This window comes from Actinosynnema sp. NPDC004786 (genome assembly GCF_053601135.1).
Window position 1 is genome coordinate 1 of sequence record NZ_JBSGBG010000029.1, and the last position, 18735, is coordinate 18735.

An 18735-nucleotide genomic window follows, 5' to 3' on the forward strand; every position below is an offset into this window, starting at 1 on the left:
TCAACAATCTCGGCCGCGTGCAGTACTTGCGGGGCGAGCTCGGGGTGGCGGAGGCGACGCTGACCCGTGCTCTGGATCTGTCCACGGACCTGGGCAGCCGACACGGCCGGGCCAACGCCCTCAATAGTCTTGGCATTGTGCAGTATGCGCGGGGTGAGTACGGGGTGGCGGAGGTAACGCTGACCCGTGCTCTGGATCTGTTCACGGACCTGGGCAACCGACACGGCCGGGCCAACGGCCATCTGAATCTCGGAATCACCCAACGCCTGCACGGCGCTCACGAACCCGCGACCACGAACCTCACGAAGGCCCTCGTCCTGTTCGGTGAGGTCGGCGATCATGACGGAGAAGCCGAGACCCACAACGCCCTGGGCGAGCTCACGCTCGCCCACCCCGACGCCGGCGACCCCCACACCCATTTCACCACCGCCCTCACCCTCGCCCGAGACACCGGCTCCCGACTCCACGAAGCCAATGCTCTAGCAGGACAGGGACGATGCCTCCAGCACACCGACCCGGCACGCGCCATCACCCTGCTCCACCAAGCCCTCATCCTCCACCGGGAACTCGACGTCCCCGAGGCGACCCGAACCGCAGCCCTCCTGGACAACCTGCAACGCGACCACTCGAACACCCCCGAACCACCCCTGGGTTCCGCGTCAAACCCGGGACTGTAAAACGAAACGAGCCGGTGTAACTCGAGCTGAAGACGGTTACTTTGCGTCCCGATGGCCAGGCGGCCGTCGAAGGCGACGTCATTTAAGGGGCATCTGATCTTGGTTTGGGGTGGTCTGTCCGGTTTGCCGACCGCTCTAAGCTTGACTCTGTCGGTGATCTTGGAACGGTCGGTGTGTCGTGGTGGGTGACCGGTAGGTAACAGCGAGGCTCCCGGGGGTCGGTGAAGTCGCAATGCTCCCTGAGGTGGTCGTATGTCGTTACCGGTTGGTACGCGGTCTGCGGTGGAGGTCCCGGAGCTCACCGCGCGATGGCGCGAGCCAGCAATCCCGGTGGTACGACGGCGATGTGGGTGCGTGACCGTCTCGGTGGTCTGTGGAGGGACGAGGACTTCGTCGACTGCTACTCGCGTAACGGGCGTCGCGGGCTCTCCCCGGCCCAGTTGGCCATGGTGAGCGTGTTGCAGTTCCTGCTGGGCCTGTCCGATCGCGATGCCGCCGAGGCGGTGCGCTGCCGCATCGACTTCAAGTATGCGCTCGGTCTGGAGCTGGACGATCCCGGCTTTCACCACAGCGTGCTCGGCGACTTCCGGGACCGTCTCGTGAGAGCCGGGCGGGCGGACCGCCTCCTGGATGTCGCGCTGACCCGTCTGAAGGGGGTCGGCCTGGTCCGCGAGCGCACCACCCAGCGCACCGATTCCACCCACGTCCTGGCCGCCGTGCGCGACCTGACCCGTCTGGAGTTGGTCACCGAGACGGTGCGCGCGGCTTTGGAGGAACTCACCCGCACCGCCGACCACGCGCTGGAAGGGCTGGTCGACGAGCACTGGGGCCGCCGCTACGGCCGGCCGGTGCGCCTGGGCAAGAACCCGACCAGGCCCAGGACCAGGATCAACACCGCCGGGGCGGACGCCTGTCACCTGCTCGAACACCTCGGCCGCCACCATCCCGGCCTACTGGACGGGCCCGGGTGCAGACCCTGCGGCAGGTGCTGGTGCAGAACTATCACCGGGATGCCACCGGTCGCCTGCGGTGGCGCGACGAGGACGAGGGCAGCGGTCTGCCGCCTTCGGCGATCCGGATCGTCTCGCCCTACGACCCGACGGCCCGCTACGCACGTCGGGGACAGGTCACCCGCTGGCAGGGGTTCCTCGCGCACGTGACCGAGACCTGCTCGGGCGACGGTCCCAATGTGATCACCGACGTGGCCACCATGCCGGCCACCAGCCCGGACGCCGAGGTCCTGCCCGCCATCCACGCCAGACTGCAACACCGGGGCCTGCGGCCCGACCAGCACCTGGTCGACGGCGGCTACACCTTCCTGGTCCACCTGGAGCGGGCCGAGCGCGAACACCGGATCACCGTCGTCGGACCGCTGCCCGCAAACCCCACCCACCAACACCGCAAGGGCGAGGGCTTCGCACGCGACGACTTCCGCATCGACTTCGACCGTCGCAGGTCACCTGCCCGCAGGGGCAGGTGAGCAAGGGCTGGCACGGGCCCTACCCGACGTCCTCGCCGACCGCGGCCCCGCTGATCGTGGCCCGCTTCACCAAGGGCCAGTGCCAACCCTGCCCGGTCCGGGCCAAGTGCACCACTTCCCGGGACTCCGCCCGCAACGTGGGCTTTCCCCCGCGAGAACTGCTCGAACTGCAGCTGCGCAACCGCGCCGAGCGGCAGGAACCGGCCTGGCACAAGCGTTACGCGGTGCGTTCCGGCGTCGAGGGCACCATCTGCGCGTTCGCCCACGGCCATGGCATGCGCCACTGCCGCTACCGCGGGCAGGCCAAGACCCACCTGCAGCACGTGCTCACCGCCATCGCCGTCAACATCGAACGCCTCAGCCGGCAACCTCCCGACCAGAAGCCGCCCCCGCGACCACCGGCAGCCTTCCAGGGCCACCTCGACAAGCAGGACATCCCACGCCTGCGTTCCTGGAGAGCCGTCGACTGACACGCCACCAACCAAGATCACCGACAGAGTCAACCTTAGGCAATAGAGCCGCACAAGCTCTTGCCGTCTCGTTGCAGGAACCGGTACAGCAACCACAGCACCAGGGCGATCGGGGTGAGCACCGCCACGAACAGGATTGCTGCGAACATCCCGTAACCGTGCGGGTCGGCGGACAACCCGGTGACGCTGACCAGCCCCATGCCGATGAGCAGGGCGATCAGTGCGGCAGCGCAGAGGAACGCGACGAGCACGATGCGCCTCAGTGTTGTTCGTAGGGCGCTCGTGTGGGTCGTACCGTCCTGTGCGTCCATCTTCAGCTCCGCAGGTGGTGTCGGCCCGACCTTTCATCACTCGGGGTCAGGGGTGCAGACGGTCAGAAATGACTTTCGGTTCTCCCGTTGCACGTCCGAGGCGTCCATCCAGCCACGCCGGCCGAAGAGGTAGCTGTCGGACGGGTGCCGGGCAGACTCGTCCAGCACCCGGTCGACCTCGGCCCTGGCGCCGTGCGCACTCGGGCCGTCGACGGAAAAGGTGATCCAGTCCGCTTCGGTCCAGTCGTAGTCCTCGGGCAGGGCTTTCCGGACTTCGAGCGGTTCAGGGGTGGCCGGCGATCCTCCGGTGGTCCCAAGTAGGTCCATGTGCTCCAGCAGCACCCCGGGCCGGGGTGCGGACCACGTCTGCTGCGCGCTCCTGGTGGTACCGGAGTCGAAGACCACCGTCACGCCGGTGACGCCGCGGCAGGAGGTCCCGGTCCACAGCTTCAGCACTCCGTCATCGACGCGGAACCCGGCCGCCGTCGGCAGTGACGGCTCGAACGGTGCCTTGGTGTCGCACGCCGCGGTCACCGACACCACGAGGAGGATGGTGCAGGCGGCGTGGCGCCAGTCAGTGATACCCGCCATCGGAGAGCCCCGCGTCTTCTTCGGTTTCGTTGCCGCCTGTGATCCGCTCCCACACGTAGGAGGCCACGTAGCGCGCGTGGCCCTCATTCGCCCACTGCTGTGAGTGGCGTTCCTCGTGGTGGAGCAGTCGGTCCATGTCGAGAGCGCCCCGCTGAGGTCCGTCATCGCCGTCATACCATGCGTGGCCCGACCTGGCCACCTCTCGGAGCTGCTGCGCCGCGTCCTCGGGGTCGTCGATGTTCAGCATGAACGTGTCGCCGTAGGTCGTTCCGCCCAGTTGGCTGAACTGGTCCTGGATCAGGTTCCCTCCCAATCCCATCATCATGCCGTTCGGCGTGGTCACCAGCCTGCCACCGTTGCCGTGCACGAACGCCACGTCCTCGTTGTAGCTCCAGTCGTTCGCCCGCTGCCGCTCGACGATCCGATTCAGCTCATCCGATCCGTAGGGGGTCGGTGCGAAGTCGGTCTTCTCCCCTTCGGTGCCGTAGTCGGTACCCGCGTTCATGATGTATGTCATCCGCACCGCCTTGGCGGCGTCGTCGCCGCTGATGTCGGTCGGCATCATGAAGTACGACTTCGACGTCCCGTCGCCGTCCTCGTCCTCCCGGATCTCCTCCATCCCTTCGAGGACCTTGAAGTCCTCCGGCGTGATGTGGTGGTCGGCGGCGATCTTCTTGATCGTGTCGACCGACACGCCGCGGCGCACGGCGTTCTCGAGCCACTGCCGGTAGTGCCCGGACGCGGGTGGCCCGGTCAGCAGTCCGGCGTCCCGGAGCGACTGCTCCATCTTGACGACCTGGGCGTCGATCTCACCCGACTTCCCAGCGGCGGCCAGGGTGGTCGCGCCGTCGTCGTCGATACCGCCTTCCTGCGCGAGCCGCAGCACGCGTGCGAGGGTGGCGTCGATGCTGTTCGCCGTGGCGAGTATCGCCTTGGTTTCCTGCTCCAGCTGTTTCCTGATGTTCTCGCGGTGTTGCTGGGCCGCGATGCGCTCGTCGGCCTCGCGCGACGATCCCGGTGGGCTGGTGTCGACGGGCTTGTTATTCACGATCGTGCCGTCACCGGAGATGCGGAACTCGTAGGCGTCGGCGAGGGCGTCGTTGTTGGAAACCCGGGACTTCAGGGCGGAGACGTCGTCGGAAGCGGTCTGCAGTGCGCGTTTGACGGCGGACAGTTCCGCGATCAGCATCTCGGCCTTGTCCCGCGTGTCTCCCAGCGAATCGCGCGCGAGCTCGCCTGCGGAGCCGTGCCAGTCGGGCAGCTTCCTGGCCTCGTCGAGTTCGTCCTGCAACCCGACGAGTCTGTCCCGCCTCCCACCGAGGTTGGTGGCCGACGCGTCGAGCGCTTCAGCGTCCCATGTGCGGACGTCGTCGTAGCTGATGGTCATCTACCGAAAGCGCTTTCGGCGGCGTCCTCGTTCTCCGAGTACGTCTTCGAGGACGCCGAGACCGACTCGCTCCACTGGTCGATCTCGTGGGCCCAGCCCACCGAGCGTTCGTCGAACGCCAAAGCCAGAGACGGCGCGAGCTTCGCTGACTCCCCGCCCGGCATCGCCGCCGCGATCGTGTCCAAGCCGGTGCCCGGCCGCACCTCCCTGGCCTGGTCCGCAGCTGATGCCGCCGCATTCGACGCAGCCCGTAGCTGACCGATCTGAACTCCGTAGCCGCTCACACCCGTGACCTTCCTGTTCGGATCGATGAAACCACAGAGTCGAATTTCGCAGGTGGCGTACGCTCCACATTGCGCGGAGATCGCCCTTACCGGCAAAGTAGATCAAAAATCAGCAGCGAAGCCGATCATGGGATTGGCAGCTACATCGTCGGACTCCTTGTTGTGGCGGGTACTGCACCACGCTGGTCGAAGGTGACCTCGGTCGCGTGCATCAGTTCCTGCTGTGTCAACCTGTGAGGCCGGAACCGCGTGGTGCGTCGATGAACTTCGGTTCTACCGACAGGTGTGGGTTGGTTCCGCGTATATCACGCACCCGTCGCTCGTTTGGCCGTACGGGTCCACTCGACCGGACGATATTTCGCCACCCGGTCCCGCTGTTCTGCGGTGATCATCGATCGCCGGATGCGCTCGGTGTGAGTCGGGGCGAACGTGTGCAAAGTGACGGCTTGACGCGCCTATTCCTGCTGAGAAGGAATCATGAGTGGCATGGGGTTGATGTGCTCCATCGGGATACGCTGGATGTCGCCGGGAAGGGCGACGAGCACTGCGCACAGCGGCTCATCGCCCTCGCTCACGACGGCAAGATCCCGAACGGCGAGCAGTTGCTCGCCGCAGGGCTATGACCTGGCTCGGCGACCGGCCGGTGTCGGCCTCCGGATACCGCAGCTGCGGCAGACCCTGTGCTGCTGTCTGCGGGTGCTGGTCACTTGATTCATGATCAAGTGCACTTCAGTCTTCTCATGCCACTCTGGTGCCGCTCTCGGGTGTCCACATCGTTTGCCACGGCGGCGCAGTTCTGGACAGTCGCAGCGTGAGACAAAAGGACTCGGCGTGATGATGCAGATGGAGTATGACCGTGTCTGCGTATCTATACTAAGATGGTTCGGATGTTCCGATGTGAATAGCCGAACTCTCGGCCATGGCGTGCGGAGGATGCAGTGCGGCGAGAAGTCAGACTTAGTCCGGATGTAATAGTTCAAACGGACGAACGTGACGGTGTGGCGTATCTTTACGCACTGGCCAGGCTGATCGAAGCAAATTTCGCAGACGCCCCAGACGGTCAACGATCTGATGGTGGGGTGACAGATCGTCAGGTGCTGGTAGCTCGAATTCGCTGCTCTGCGGATGCACTAAGCGCTGCAATTGCCCCAGGTGAGCCAGTCTTCAGTCGTGGAATACGGGAGCGAATGGTCGAATTGCGACGAATTCTAGCAATCGACGGCTGGTCGCGGGCCAAAGAAAAGGAAAGAGTAAAAACGGATGCCGAAGGAGGCAGCACTTCGGTTCTTTAACGGCAACTGGTGCCATGGGGTGCGGTTGCCAGATTTCTGCACCGGGACGCTGAGTTGCGGCGCTCCTGCCCCTGAGTTCCCAGGGCGGTAGCGTGAGGTGTGGCGTTGCGACTGCTGCACTTGATCTTCGTCCGGTTGGGTGGTTGGCCATCTTCTGCGGCTAGGACGTCGAACTGGCAGTGCTACGACTGGGGTCTCCGTCATGCGCGACGGCGATGGGATGTCCGCTCCAGGCGCTACTAATGACTTTCCATCGGCTGCGGGGCACTTCACGACTGGATTCAGGGGGCCTGGACACTTGATTTGCGTACAGGCGTTCGACGCCCGCAGTGGTCGACATGGACCCGTCGTGGGAGGACGACGGGAGGAAAGTGGGAGAAGTCAAGGTGGGACAACAGGATCGAGCTGCACTCAAGCGCACTTAACTGCACGGCCGCGACGTGCCGGTTGAGCATTTCTGCAGGGGTTGGGGGTAGGTCCACTTCTTCGCGACCAGGCGTCGGTGCCATCGAAGGACCATCGAAGGATGGTGCCCGGTGTCACCGCTCGGTGCTCGCGCAGCGGTCGGGGAAGTCGGCGCACCGGCGCGGCGAGCACCGCGCGGTCGGCCCACTCCAGCCGCGGGTGGGGGTTGGTGCGGCGCAGGACGGCAACTTCGTGCCGCAGTACCAGCAGCTCCAAGTCTTTGGCCGCCGATGACCTGACCGGCCGAGCGGACCAGCCAGCCAACGAGCCGGACGAAGATCAGGTACGGCAGTCGTAGGGCCACGCCCCACGATCATGCTCCTACAGCTACTTCTGCGCGATCACCGCAGCTCAGCGCCTCAGTGCAGAGTTCTGGAACCCCACAGGCACACCTGATCACCCAGACGTTCAACAAAGATCGACTCTACCGGTGGTCCTACTGGCGCAGACGCCACCAGTACCGTGCTAGAAAGAGCCACTACCAGCGAAAACGCACGTAGTCACCAAGTGCGGCTGGAGTACTAAAGCCCCGCCGATACGCGAAGGAAGCTGCACACAGTCAGGCCGCAGTGTCTCCAGGGTCGGATCGGATAAGGCGGTGCCAGGTACCGCCTCGTCCATCCATTTCGGCATGTTCGATCGCAGGATGCCATCCGGCAGGCCACGATAATCTCATAGCTACAGGATGAGCCGTAAGAGCATTGGCGAAGGCGACGTCCCTGACGAACCTTGCGTTGGTGAATTGGGCATGTCCGGCGAATATCGCTCCGTCGAATTGCACGTCTCCGACAAATGTAGCCGAGTCGAACGTTGCACCGCGCCACGGTTCACCAAGAAATTCCGACCCTATAAACCACGATTTCTCGGAGAATGTGGCGCTGTCGAACCGAGCCTCCTCGCCGAACCTCACCCTGTCGAATCGGACGACCTTGGTGAATTCTCCCGCATCGAACCGGACACCCTTAGTGAATACCGCATCATTGAACCAACATTTTCCATCGAATCGTACCCCATCAAACAATGCGCGTTCCGTGAAGATCGCCCGACTGAACGCGGCATAACCGAGAAAATTCGCTCTGCGGAAATTGGCAACCCCGGTGAATAAAGTGCCACGAAAGTCTACATTCCGAGGTCTGCAGTGACTGAAGTCAAAGTCGATCAGGGTGGAACCAGAAAGGTCAAGATCGGTGTCAGGCCAAGACAATTTTATTGAGCGGCCGAGATCGCCACCAGGGCGCAGATGGGCGACAAGTATTCGTTGAGCCGCGAGCCGAACTTCACGCTCCTGCACCCGCTCGCTATAACGAGCGCGGATCTGTCCTTCAATATCTCCCGCAGGGGGCTCGCCAGGTAATGTGTACGGCATCCGCAAATAGGCGCACAGCACGTTTACCACGGTCTGCCGCTGGTGCGGATTGTCCTGTGCCAGCCGCTCCAGGGCATAAAGGCCAGCCAGCCGGACCGGTGCCTTATCGGAGCCGAGCTGTTCACTGGCCTTGGTGTACAGCTCCGTGATGCGCTGGGCTTCGGCGTGCAGACGAGCATCGGTGGCGACCTGCTCGGCGTGCAGTCGGTTGGCCTCGGCGACCTGCTCGGCGTGGACCTGCACGCGGTCGCGTTGGGCTAGCTCGGCGTGCCGGACCTCCAGTTCCTGCTCCTGCGTGCGCTGCCGCCGAGCGGCAAGGTACAGCGCGAACAACCCGCCGCCGCCCACGACGATCGACGCAGCGAGCTTCAGCGCGTCGAGCTGCGCGGTCGCCCGCTTGTCCGCGTCGGTCAGGGCGAGGCCGTCGATCCAGCGCCCAAGCCACACCAGCACGGCCACGGTGGCGGCCGATATCAGCACCGCGACTACCCGGACAGGCCACCGCGGCAACCGGGGCGGGGTCTTCGCGCCCTCGGGGGCGGCCGGGGTGGAGCGGGGTAACGGGGCGGGGGGCTCGTCAGTCACGTCGGCATCATCGCCGGGCCGCGGCTTGTCGTCACACTCTCCCCGCGCGGCCGCCTCGCGGTGCCGGTAACGCGGGCACCGACCGGTGCGACGGACCCTTATGCGCGTCTTACCATGTGAGATGCCACAAGTCAGCCGCATGACCTGACCTGCGGTTACGCTGCTGAGATCGCGGTGACCTTGCGTCGTCCGGCTTCGTGGATGCCGTCGGGGCTGCCGCAGCGGGACAGGATCTCCCCAGGACCGCAGGGTGGGTGACGCGGGGGCCGAGGGTGCATTCGAGGGTGGGGTGGATGCCGGTGAGCAGGCCGCGGATGCGGTTGGAGATCCGGGTGGCCTCGGCGGCCAGGTCGTCGTCGAAGCCGACAATGACGCCGAGCTCGGCCAGAGTGTCGTCGCGGGTGCCGACCGTGGATAGGGTGCGGACGGCGTCGGCGATGACGTGGGCGTCGCGGGCGTCGGTCTTGGCGTTGCCGGGGTAGAGGTTACGGCTGAACGCGGTAGGCGGGTTGCGTGGCGTGAACGCCGATGCCGCGGGCCAGGACGGTGTGGTCACGCCATCTGCAAGTGACACGACGGGCGTAGCCGTATCGCCGAAGCGCTCAGTCCCAGTGAACTGTCGTCACTTGACGGATGCACAACCGTTCGACGCCCGCAGCGGTCGACAACGGCTCGTCGTGGGAGGACGATGGGAGGAAATTGGGAGAAGTCAAGGCGTGGCAACAGGATCGAGCTGCGCTCAGATGCGTTGAACCGCGCCGTCGCGACCTGCCGGTTAGACGTTTTTGCAGGTCAGGCCATGATCCGGTCCACCCTGGGGGTCAAGGGGTCGCAGGTTCAAATCCTGTCGTCCCGACGGTCTGAGGGAGCCCGCTGGCTTGGGAAGTTCGCCCAGGTCAGCGGGCTTTCTCATGCGCCGGTGTCGATCTCCGGTTAGTCACGGAACGGTGACTTCGCGATCTTGGTGAACGCTGTGTAGGAGCGAAATCAGGAGCGGGTCGCTCCAACCCTTTGACCAACGCCAAATGGGGTCGTCTTGAACGGGTGAATCCTGCCAACCGACGCCAAACGCCAACCGTTGGGGTGAACCGCTTCCGCTGTGCGTCGAGCGTCCTGGTCGCGCCCTGACCGGCCGGTGTGGCGCGTGGTGACCTTAACGGCGCGATCGGACGCAGACTCGGGGGCATTAGGCGCGCCTGGCGATCACCTTGGTGGCGACGGCATGGCCCTGCGGCGGCGCACTGTTGCACATCGCGCACGGCGATCTCATACGGCAGTACCAGCAGTTCGACACGTTGCGCTCCAACGAGTACGGCACCCCGCGGGCGGGCTCCACCGCTGACTGCCGAGGTCCGCGATACTTGATCGAGATGGTCCGCGCCTTGGTCGGCGCGTGGCTGTCCGAGCCGCCTGTCGTGGGTGCCACGGACAAGACCCGCCGGTCGTTCACCGAACCGGTCGGCTCGATCGTCGGCCGGTGGTGAACGCTGTTTACGGAGGCTCGGAGGCCCAGGGATCCACGGGCACGAGGCCCACGGCGCGGCCTGAGGCGTCCAGCAGTCTGCCGTGGATCTTGTCGAGCCGCAGGACGAACTCGCAGTCCACTACGTGCACCCCGGGGTTCTCTTGTTCGATCCGATCCATCAAGCTGTCCGCGTCTTCGGGCGTCCGGAGATTGACGATGAGCTGAATGTTGCGCTCGGTGCCCGATGTGGAGACGCAGAACCGGGTCTCGAGCATTCCGCCGAGTTTCTGGCACGCCTCGGTTCGGATGCCGCTCTTGGCGTGGAGCCAGAAGAAGGCCGCGAGGTGCCAGCCCGCGAACCGCCTCGCGACGTCGGTGCGGAAGTCGATGATTCCCCGGTTCTGGGCCAGTCGCAGCTGTCGGCCGACAGACTGCGGTGTTCCGCCGAGCTCGTCGGCGAGTTCGGTGAGCGGACGGCGGGCATCAGCTGCCAATGCGAGGAACAAGCGCCGCTCCCTCATGGGGATGGGTGTCCACGAACCCGAACGGGTGACGTGTTTGGTCGCGAATTGCGCTACCTGGGACTCGCGCAGGGTCCTCACTCGCCAGCGCGACCCTCCGTATGCGTGGTGGTAGAGGTGGGTGCGCAGCGCGGTCGCCTGGATCGACGTGAGCACGCGCATGTGGAAGTTCGTCAATGCCTGCATCGAGGCGGCGATGGTCAGGGCATAGAGGTTGTACGCGCCCGTGAGGTGGCCGATCGTCATGACGTCCGGCAGGCCATCCCGGTTTCGCACAGCCGCGACCAGTGGCGTGACGCCGTGTGGAGCAGCTCGACCGCCGGTCCGGAACTCGCCCGAGGGCTCATCGTCGAGATCGCGTGCGAACCGGGCCGGACCGCTCAATGTCCGGGAGGTCCAACGTGCGCGATCGTCGCAGCTCAGCATCCCAGTGCAGAGTTCTGACATCCCACAGGCACGTCACCGCGACGGGGATCCCGTCGACGGCGAGCTCGTTCACGAGCGGGTAGGCACGGGCAGGTGGGTCGCTCGGCATCTCCATGGGTGCCTCGGATCCGGAGGCCGTCGATGTGCGGGAGTCGCACAGGTCGTGACGCGCGATGTGACGTCCGCCGCGAGCGAGTGCCGCGCACGGCACGTCGGACCAGGGGACGATGTGAGTGCGCCGTTCGTGGGCAGCTCGACGGGCACCACCGCATCGCCGAGTGTTCAGCCCCCGGCAGAGGCTGGTTACTTGACGAGCGCATGGCCTACACCGGGATCCTGCCCGATGAGACCAAGGACACCGCGGCCGCGTTCTGGACCAGGGCACAGGCATTCTTCCGGGCAGCGGGCGTCACGGTCACACGGGTACTGACCGACAACGGGTCCTGCTACCGCTCACGACTGCGGCGCGACACCCTCACCGCCGCCGGGATCACCCACTAACGCACCCCGCCCCTACCGGCCCCAGACCAACGGCAAGGTCGAACGGTTCAACCGCACCCTGCTCGACGAACGGGCCTACGCCCGCCCCGACAGGTCGGAGACCGAACGCCGAGCCGAGCTGCCGCGATGGCTGCACACCTACAATCACCACCGCGGCCACACCGCACTCGCAGGCCAACCACCCGCCAGTCGCGTCCCCAACCTCACCGGACAGTACAACTAGGTCAGGCCGCGGTCGGTGAGTCCCTGGCGGAAGCCGGAAGAGTCGCCATACCGACGTCGGCCACCACGGGCCGCGCGGGGCATGCCCATCGGGCTCCTGCCACTCGCTCAGGCCACTGTCCATTGCTGGCTGGGCCAGGTGCCGGGTTGGCAGGTGACCATCACGATGCGTGTGCCGACGGCGTTGGAGTCGAGGTCCATGCACAGCCCGTTGTAGTTGCTGATTGTCCGGTTCTCGCGGACCGTCCACTGCTGGCTGGCCCACGACCCGGGTTGGCAGGTCGCGATCACGACGGGTGTGCCGACGGCGTTGGAGCCGAGATCCGCACAGAGCGTGTTGTAGTTGCGGATCGTGCCGTCACCGGGCAGGCGCCACAGCTGACTGAGCCAATGCCCCGGCTGGCAGGTCGCCATCACGACGGGTGTGCCGACGGCGTTGGAGCCGAGATCCGCGCAGAGCGTGTTGTAGTTGCGGATGCGCTTGCTGGGGAACTGCTGGTGGATCCAGGTGACGATGTCGTCGGTCCGGGCCTCGGTGCTGCCCTGGCGGGTCTCGGTCACGAGCAGGCAGCCGTGCTGCCACGACGTGCTGTTGACCGCGACAAGCTCCGGCCGACCGCCGACCATCCGGAACGCAGGCCCGCCGGCGTCACCCTTGCAGGTGTCCACACCGTTCTCGCCGGTCAGCGACGCGGTGGTGGCACCGAGGGCGGTAACCGAGAAGGTGGCCAGGCGTGGCCTGTCCGGCACCCAGTCCGTCGCGGTGCGGCCGAAGCCCACCACACCCAGTGGTTCGCCCTGAACGGGTGCGGTGCGGCTCAACGCGATCGGGGTGACGTCGAGGACCGGTCGCTCCAACTTCGCGAGCACGACGTCCCGGTCCGTCCGGCGGACCAGGCCGGTCACCTTGACGACCTGGCCGGTGCCGGTGCCGAGGTTCGCGTTGCCGACGTTCACCGTCGTCGGCGTGGTCGGTGTGCTTCCGCTACCGGGGAAACATTGTGCCGCTGTGATCACCCACTCGGGGTCGATCAGCGCCCCGGTACAGCCCACACCTTCCGAGTGGATCCTGGCCACGAACGGGTGGCTTCCGTTCGGCAGGGTCGATCCGCCGGACACTGCCGAGGCGGGGATGCTCAAGTGCGCGCCCGTCAGAACGACTGCGGCAGCGGCCAGGACGAGCTTCTTCATCGAATCTCCAGCAAGAAGGCACCAGGATCGGCGTGGACGTTGCCCTCGGTGTTCCGGGCGGGACCGGTCGGCTTTCCGCCGTCCGGCTCACCGGCGGCATGGTTCGCTGCTCCTGGTCCCATCGCAGGCGGCGAGAGACATGAAGTTTCGGGAGTCCCGTTGCCGTGTCACGAGTCCTCCGAGCCCGATCGCTTCCACGCCTTCGAACGGCGTGACGCGTTTGTGGTCATCGGGTCGCCCTCAACTCGATGAGGACACCGGGAGTGCCGGTGGCTCCTTCGCCGATGGGGGTGGGCACAGGGTCGTTCTTGCGCACGGTGGATCGGCGAACTTCGCCGGTGTCGGTGGTCCAGCTCGCCACGGCGTTGTAGTCGTTGCCGTAGACCAGGAAGGCGTTGGGAATCTCCATGGTCAGGTAGCCGCTGTTCCCGGTGACCTGGAAACAGAAGAGGTGGTTGGGCGGGTCGAAGGCGTTGCTCTCCACCCTGATCTGGTTCGCACCGGCGCGGCAGTCGACGAGCAGGATGTGCCCATCGCCCTTCTTCAGACGGATCTGCCGTTGTTGGAAGATGGCATCGGCATCGGGGTAGTCGAAGGTTTCCACGAGAGGCTGCTGAGCGTCCTCGGCGGTGGCCGGCGCGCCGTTGGACAGCGCGGCGACGACCGAGGAAACGAGTGTGGCGGCGACGGCCGCGCTGATGACGAGCATGCGAGAACGTGCCCGCAAGGGAACCCCCCGAGATTCGTCCCGCGTACCGGGGCGGGACTGCTGAATGACCGAACGCACCGGCTGACCCCTCCCGGTCGCGGGTGCATCTTGGTGATGATGGGACAGGTCGCGGACGGAAGCCAAGGCCCTGTGATCCCTGTCGCAATGAGGTAACGCCGGGCGCTTCGGGTTCGGCGTTGTCAAGATCGATGGATCCTGTCTAGCCTGAGCGTCGGTACTGCGGGTCAGGGGGTCGACCGGCGGTTCAGGAGCGCAAAATCAAAAATCGTGGGGGGATTCGGGTGGGCGTAAGCCACATCCGACGGCTGCTGTGCGCTGCCGTCGCAGTTGGCACCCTGACGAGCGGTGTCGTCGTGACGCCGGTCGCGGTCGCGCAGGACGAGCCGCCGCTCAGCGATCGGGCCAGGGTTGTGGAGATCCTCCGCACGGCGGGGCCGGTCACCGCCCGGGCAGCCGAGGCGGCTTTGTTGGGTTCGGAAGCCGATCTCGCTCAGTTCTTGGCGACCGGCCACCAGAACTCCACGGTGCACGACGACCGGCTGCGGGCCGCGCAGCTGATCTCGGTCGCCGGGAGACAGGTCCGCGAGGCGGCCGGGCGGGCGTTGGCAGGGACGCCGGAGCAGCTGCGCGAGTTCCTGCGCTCGGGGTGGCAGTCGCCGGCGGACGGGGACAACCGGGTCAGGATCGCCCAACTCATCAACACCGCGGGCCCGGTGGTTCGACGGAAAGCCGGCGAGGCGCTCAACGGCACCGCCGGTGACCGGCAGAAGTTCCTGTCGCAGGGCCAGTTCCCTGCTCGTGAGCAGGACAACCGGCTGAAGGTCTCGCAGATCCTCTACGCCGGTGGCCCGGCCGTGCAGCAGGCGGCGGGAATCGCGTTGAACGGCACCGCCGACGACATCCTGGAGTTCCTCGAGATCGGTCAGCACGTCGCCCGTGAACGCGATCAAGAGGTGCTGACGGTATCGCAGTTGGTGGAGCTGGCGAAGGAGGCCGGGGCTGTCGCGGCGACGCAGACGGAGCTGGCCAAGGAAACCTCCGAGCGGGCCGTGCAGGCAGCCGCGTTGGCCAAACAAGCCGCCGAGACCGCCGCGGCGGAAACGGCCGCGGCACGGGACTCCGCCACCAAGGCGTCCGCAGCGGCAGGACGTGCGGCCGATGCCGCGTCCGGTGCGGCCAACGCTGCGAGCGTGGCCACCGAGGCCGCTGCGGCAGCCAACAACGCGGCACGAGTGGCCGCCAACGCCGCAGCCCGTGCCGCGAGCGCGGCAACGCTCGCGAGCCAGGCGGCGGCCCGCGCCTACGACGCCGCCGCGGCGGCCGCCACCAACGCCGGCGACGCCGCTGCCGCCAGGCAAGCCGCACAGAACGCCCGCGACGTCGCCGCAGGTGCGAAACTGGCAGCCGAGGCGGCCAACGCGGCAGGGATTGCCGCCGACGCCTCGGGTTCGGCCGCGCGTGCGGCCGCTGCCGCCGCGGTGAACGCGGGCGCTGCGGCGGCAGCGGCCGCGGAGGCCGGCAACTATGCCCATGCGGCCGGAGCGGAAGCGGATCGCGCAAGGCAGGCGGCTGCGCGGGCGCAGCGAGCGGCGCAGACCGCGACCCGAGCAGCTGACCACGCTACCGCTCTGGCCGCGCAAGCCGTCCGCGCGGCCTACGAGGCGCGTGACGCAGCCAACGCCGCCGCCACCCACGCCGAGAACGCCGCCCGTGCCGCCGACCAGGCAGCAGATCACGCCGGCGACGCAGCCGAAGCCGCACGCAAGTCCACAGAACATGCCAATGCGGCAAGCGCCGCAGCGGACATCGCCGAGGCGGCCGCCAACCAAGCTCGCCAGGTCGAGGAGACCGCCCGGCAGGCCGACAGCAACCGACTGGCCTTGCAGACCGAGCTCGGTGTCGCGGCAGCCGAGCAGGCCAAGCGCGAATACGACAACCGACCTACCGAACCATTCTGGGACGACCCGGAAAGCACCCGAATCGACCAGCAGACTCGCCAACTGCTCGATGAGGCCACCGCACCCGGCGCGCCGCCCGAGGTGATCGTCGACAAGGGCCGTCGGGCAGCCTTGAAGCTAGCCCGCACCGGCGGTTCTTGGACGAGGGAAGCCGCGTACACCGCGCTGGCCGGCACCGACCAGCAAGTGCGCGAGTTCGTATCCACCTTGCGGCTGCTGGCTTCGGAGCAGGATGACCGCGCTCGGGTGGGACAGCTGGCCACCGTCGCGCCGAAACCGGAGTACAAGGCCGCAGCGGAAGCAGCGCTGGCCGGGAGTGCCGACGCGGTGCTGGAGTTTCTGCGCACACAGCACTACGAGGGCAAGTATCTGGATGACCGGGTCAAGATCGCTCAGATCATCGAAGCCGGTGGCAGCGCCACCCGTGCTGCAGGTGCCCGCGCCCTAGAAGGCACCGAGGCCGACCAGCACGCCTTCATCCGCACCGGCCAGCACGTCACCAGGCAGCAGGACGAACGCGTCGCCGTCGCGGAACTGTTGCACGCAGGCGGTCCCGAGGTGAAATCCGCCGCAACGATCGCCCTCGCCGGCCCGCCGTCGTACGTCAAGGAGTTCCTCCAAGTCGGCCGGTACAAAGCGGCTCGGCTCGACCACGACACCGCGACCCACGCCGCTCGGGTGAGCGGCTTCGTCGCAGACGCCGCCAACATCGCCGCCACCGCCCGAGCCGACGCCGCCGAAGCGCATCGGGTCGCCGCTGTCGCTCGCAATGCCGCCGCCGAAGCCGAGGGCTACGCACAAGAGGCCCTCAACCACGCCGACGCTGCAGCCGGCTACGCCGAGGATGCTCGCCAGTCCGCCGACGATGCTCAGAGGTCCGCCAACGAAGCCACCGCATCAGCGCGCGCCGCGAGGGAGGCACAGGCGTCGGCGAACCGTGATGCCCGCTCGGCCACCAACTCCGCCGGGCAGGCCGCCGAGTCGGCGGCCCAGGCACGTGGCCACGCGGCGGCAGCGCGGTCGGCTGCCGATGCTGCTTACGCGGCCGCCGTGGCGGCGGGGAACGACGGAGCCTTGGCAGCGGAGGCCGCCGCAGAGGCGTATGGGTTCTATGTCCAGAAGCAGCGGCAAGAGGACCTGAACCAACGAGCAGGGAGCGGTGTTCCCGACCCCGACTGGCCCTCGGGTGGCGCCGGTCAGTTCGAGAACGGCACGGAGATGCTGGTCCTCGACGGCATTTGCTACATCAACGGCGTCGAATTGCCGGCCAACCTCGGCACCGGCTCCTGCGTCGGTCTGGTGCACGACTTCGACATCTGGCTCGGATGGGAAGCAGGTGTCATCGACTGGTCGGTGCTCCAGGGCCGTGCGGACGCCGTTCAGCAACTGCTCAGGGGGTACTGTTCCGGTCGGCCCGACGCGTGTGGACCTGAACTCATCGCACAGGTCCAAGCCCTCAACCTGCCCGACCTGCCGCTCTTCGTGATGGAACTCGGTGCTGGTGGTGCCATCTGGCGACAACTCCGCAAGATCGCCGGTTACGCTGCTCACACCCCGGCCATGCGGCACGTTCTCCCGATCGCCCACTCCTGGCTACCACGTGCGGCGGTCGATAAGATTCCCAGCAGTTGGGCTCTTCCGGTCGCCAACAAGAAGGGGGTCGGGTTGAGGTGGTTTGGTCCGAATCCCCAGTCACAGGGCGTGCGCATCGACGCCGCTGTGCCGGGAGGGCTGCCGTCGCAGCAAGTGAATCATGTCGTGGTCCGGGACGGTGGGAAGATCCTCGGTCGTGATGGGAGGCCGATCACCGGTTCTCTCAAGGACAATCCAGATGCGCACATCTCGCTAGACGAGTGGTTGAGGTGGGGGCAATGGAACAAGCCATGACCGGTGTCGATTACCCCGATATGCGCGTGGAGATCGTCGACGCCATACGCGCGCTATCCGATCCGGAATACCAGCGGCGTGTTTGGGTGAGGCGTGAAATGCCTCATCCGAACTACCACGACAACTTCACCATGAACATCCACGTACTCTACGACGACACCACGGTCTTCGAGAATCTATCGGAAGCCGTCGGCCCGTACCTGCGCAACCAAGCCGAGATCCGAGCACTGGCACCGCTCAAGGATGCGCTGGACTCGCTGTTCGACGTGTATGGCACCGAATTGACCGACGAGGAGTACATCGATAAGCCGGAGTGGCCGACGGTCATCGCAACCGCACGCGCCGCGCTGCGCGTCCTCACCGCCCACTGAGAGCGGGCCGGACGCGCTGACCACCCTGTCGACTCGCAGGACCGCATCGGCGAAACGAGTGAACAGACGTTGCGAAGGAAACTGGGCCGGGTGCGCGCCGCCGTAGAAGCTGCCATCTGCACTGCAGAAGGCGCAATTCCAGCACCGGATCCGGACCGGCGCACCTGGCAGCCCCGATCATCACCGCTCAGGAGGCACCGCGGCCGCTGACCGACGCCGTGCGCATCGCCGCCCGCATCCGCGATGTCGCCCCGGTTGTCCTGGCCTTGGTCGCGGTCACGGGCCTGGGCATCATCACGGGCTTGCACGCGATCGCTGAGCGTCGCGCCATCCGCGAGGTTGCCCGTCAACAGCGCTACGCCGCCATCGCTGTTCTCGATGAGCACCCAGTCCGCGACGTCCTCCCGCGCGAGAAGCCACCACTCCTTCGCCAACCCGTCACGGCCACCCCATCCGCTGCGCGACCGGGCCCAACGCCGCTTCCCGCACCACACCGGCGCAACCACGCCGAACCGCCCTGCCCAACCCGACCAGGAACACAGGTCGTACCCGGTG

The 18735-nt window shown here is 66.5% G+C and carries 15 protein-coding genes and 2 pseudogenes; 8 read left to right on the forward strand and 9 right to left on the reverse strand.

Annotated elements, in window-relative coordinates; translation table 11 throughout:
- The 4 genes from ACWEFJ_RS24210 to ACWEFJ_RS24225 all read left to right on the forward strand — a co-directional run.
- A partial coding sequence (locus ACWEFJ_RS24210; RefSeq protein WP_449715135.1) for a tetratricopeptide repeat protein occupies positions 1 to 677 on the forward strand: 677 nt, incomplete at its 5' end.
- Positions 678 to 1021: 344 nt separating this feature from the next.
- Positions 1022 to 1837, forward strand: a complete 816-nt coding sequence (locus ACWEFJ_RS24215; RefSeq protein WP_449715222.1) for a transposase — start codon at positions 1022 to 1024, stop codon at positions 1835 to 1837.
- Between the two features lie 29 nt (positions 1838 to 1866).
- Entirely contained in the window at positions 1867 to 2157 is a 291-nt protein-coding gene (locus tag ACWEFJ_RS24220; protein ID WP_449715136.1) for a hypothetical protein, read from the forward strand.
- On the forward strand, positions 2154 to 2627 hold the full coding sequence (locus tag ACWEFJ_RS24225) for a transposase (RefSeq protein WP_449715137.1): 474 nt from the start codon (positions 2154 to 2156) through the stop codon (positions 2625 to 2627). Before ACWEFJ_RS24220 ends, ACWEFJ_RS24225 begins: the two co-directional genes overlap by 4 nt.
- Before the next feature lie 35 nt (positions 2628 to 2662).
- Here ACWEFJ_RS24225 and ACWEFJ_RS24230 read toward each other — a convergent pair whose 3' ends face one another.
- The 6 genes and pseudogenes from ACWEFJ_RS24230 to ACWEFJ_RS24255 all read right to left on the reverse strand — a co-directional run.
- Positions 2663 to 2938, reverse strand: coding sequence for a hypothetical protein (locus ACWEFJ_RS24230; RefSeq protein WP_449715138.1), 276 nt, complete (start codon positions 2936 to 2938; stop codon positions 2663 to 2665).
- Positions 2939 to 2974: 36 nt separating this feature from the next.
- Entirely contained in the window at positions 2975 to 3529 is a 555-nt protein-coding gene (locus ACWEFJ_RS24235) for a hypothetical protein (protein WP_449715139.1), read from the reverse strand.
- On the reverse strand, positions 3513 to 4916 hold the full coding sequence (locus ACWEFJ_RS24240) for a WXG100 family type VII secretion target (protein ID WP_449715140.1): 1404 nt from the start codon (positions 4914 to 4916) through the stop codon (positions 3513 to 3515). Before ACWEFJ_RS24240 ends, ACWEFJ_RS24235 begins: the two co-directional genes overlap by 17 nt.
- Entirely contained in the window at positions 4913 to 5200 is a 288-nt protein-coding gene (locus ACWEFJ_RS24245) for a hypothetical protein (RefSeq protein ID WP_449715141.1), read from the reverse strand. Before ACWEFJ_RS24245 ends, ACWEFJ_RS24240 begins: the two co-directional genes overlap by 4 nt.
- A gap of 2316 nt (positions 5201 to 7516) precedes the next feature.
- Positions 7517 to 8782, reverse strand: a complete 1266-nt coding sequence (locus tag ACWEFJ_RS24250; RefSeq protein ID WP_449715142.1) for a pentapeptide repeat-containing protein — start codon at positions 8780 to 8782, stop codon at positions 7517 to 7519.
- Positions 8783 to 9072: 290 nt separating this feature from the next.
- Positions 9073 to 9395, reverse strand: a pseudogene (locus ACWEFJ_RS24255) (IS110 family transposase); the annotation flags it as partial.
- Positions 9396 to 10119: 724 nt separating this feature from the next.
- Between ACWEFJ_RS24255 and ACWEFJ_RS24260 the strand changes: the two are divergent.
- Positions 10120 to 10392: a hypothetical protein gene (locus tag ACWEFJ_RS24260; protein WP_449715143.1), complete on the forward strand. Its 273-nt coding sequence runs from the start codon at positions 10120 to 10122 to the stop codon at positions 10390 to 10392.
- Positions 10393 to 10399: 7 nt separating this feature from the next.
- Here ACWEFJ_RS24260 and ACWEFJ_RS24265 read toward each other — a convergent pair whose 3' ends face one another.
- Positions 10400 to 11320 carry an Lrp/AsnC family transcriptional regulator gene (locus ACWEFJ_RS24265; protein WP_449715144.1) on the reverse strand — a complete coding sequence of 307 codons (921 nt, stop codon included), beginning with the start codon at positions 11318 to 11320 and terminating at the stop codon, positions 10400 to 10402.
- 315 nt (positions 11321 to 11635) lie between these two features.
- On the opposite strand from ACWEFJ_RS24265, the pseudogene ACWEFJ_RS24270 reads away from it, so the two are divergent.
- A pseudogene (locus ACWEFJ_RS24270) lies at positions 11636 to 12044 on the forward strand (integrase core domain-containing protein); the annotation flags it as partial.
- A gap of 107 nt (positions 12045 to 12151) precedes the next feature.
- On the opposite strand, the gene ACWEFJ_RS24275 reads toward ACWEFJ_RS24270, so the two are convergent.
- The gene (locus ACWEFJ_RS24275; protein WP_449715145.1) at positions 12152 to 13234 is read right to left on the reverse strand and encodes a trypsin-like serine protease; all 1083 of its coding nucleotides are present in this window, start codon (positions 13232 to 13234) and stop codon (positions 12152 to 12154) included.
- 226 nt (positions 13235 to 13460) lie between these two features.
- Complete coding sequence (locus ACWEFJ_RS24280) at positions 13461 to 13943, reverse strand: hypothetical protein (RefSeq protein ID WP_449715146.1); 483 nt, start codon at positions 13941 to 13943, stop codon at positions 13461 to 13463.
- Between the two features lie 374 nt (positions 13944 to 14317).
- Here ACWEFJ_RS24280 and ACWEFJ_RS24285 point away from each other — a divergent pair, with 374 nt between their 5' ends.
- Together ACWEFJ_RS24285 and ACWEFJ_RS24290 are read left to right on the forward strand one after the other, a co-directional pair.
- The gene (locus ACWEFJ_RS24285) at positions 14318 to 17809 is read left to right on the forward strand and encodes an ALF repeat-containing protein (RefSeq protein ID WP_449715147.1); all 3492 of its coding nucleotides are present in this window, start codon (positions 14318 to 14320) and stop codon (positions 17807 to 17809) included.
- A complete protein-coding gene (locus ACWEFJ_RS24290) occupies positions 17794 to 18180 on the forward strand; it encodes an SCO4402 family protein (RefSeq protein WP_449715148.1) in 387 nt (128 codons plus the stop codon). Before ACWEFJ_RS24285 ends, ACWEFJ_RS24290 begins: the two co-directional genes overlap by 16 nt.
- The last annotated feature ends 555 nt before the right edge of the window (positions 18181 to 18735 follow it).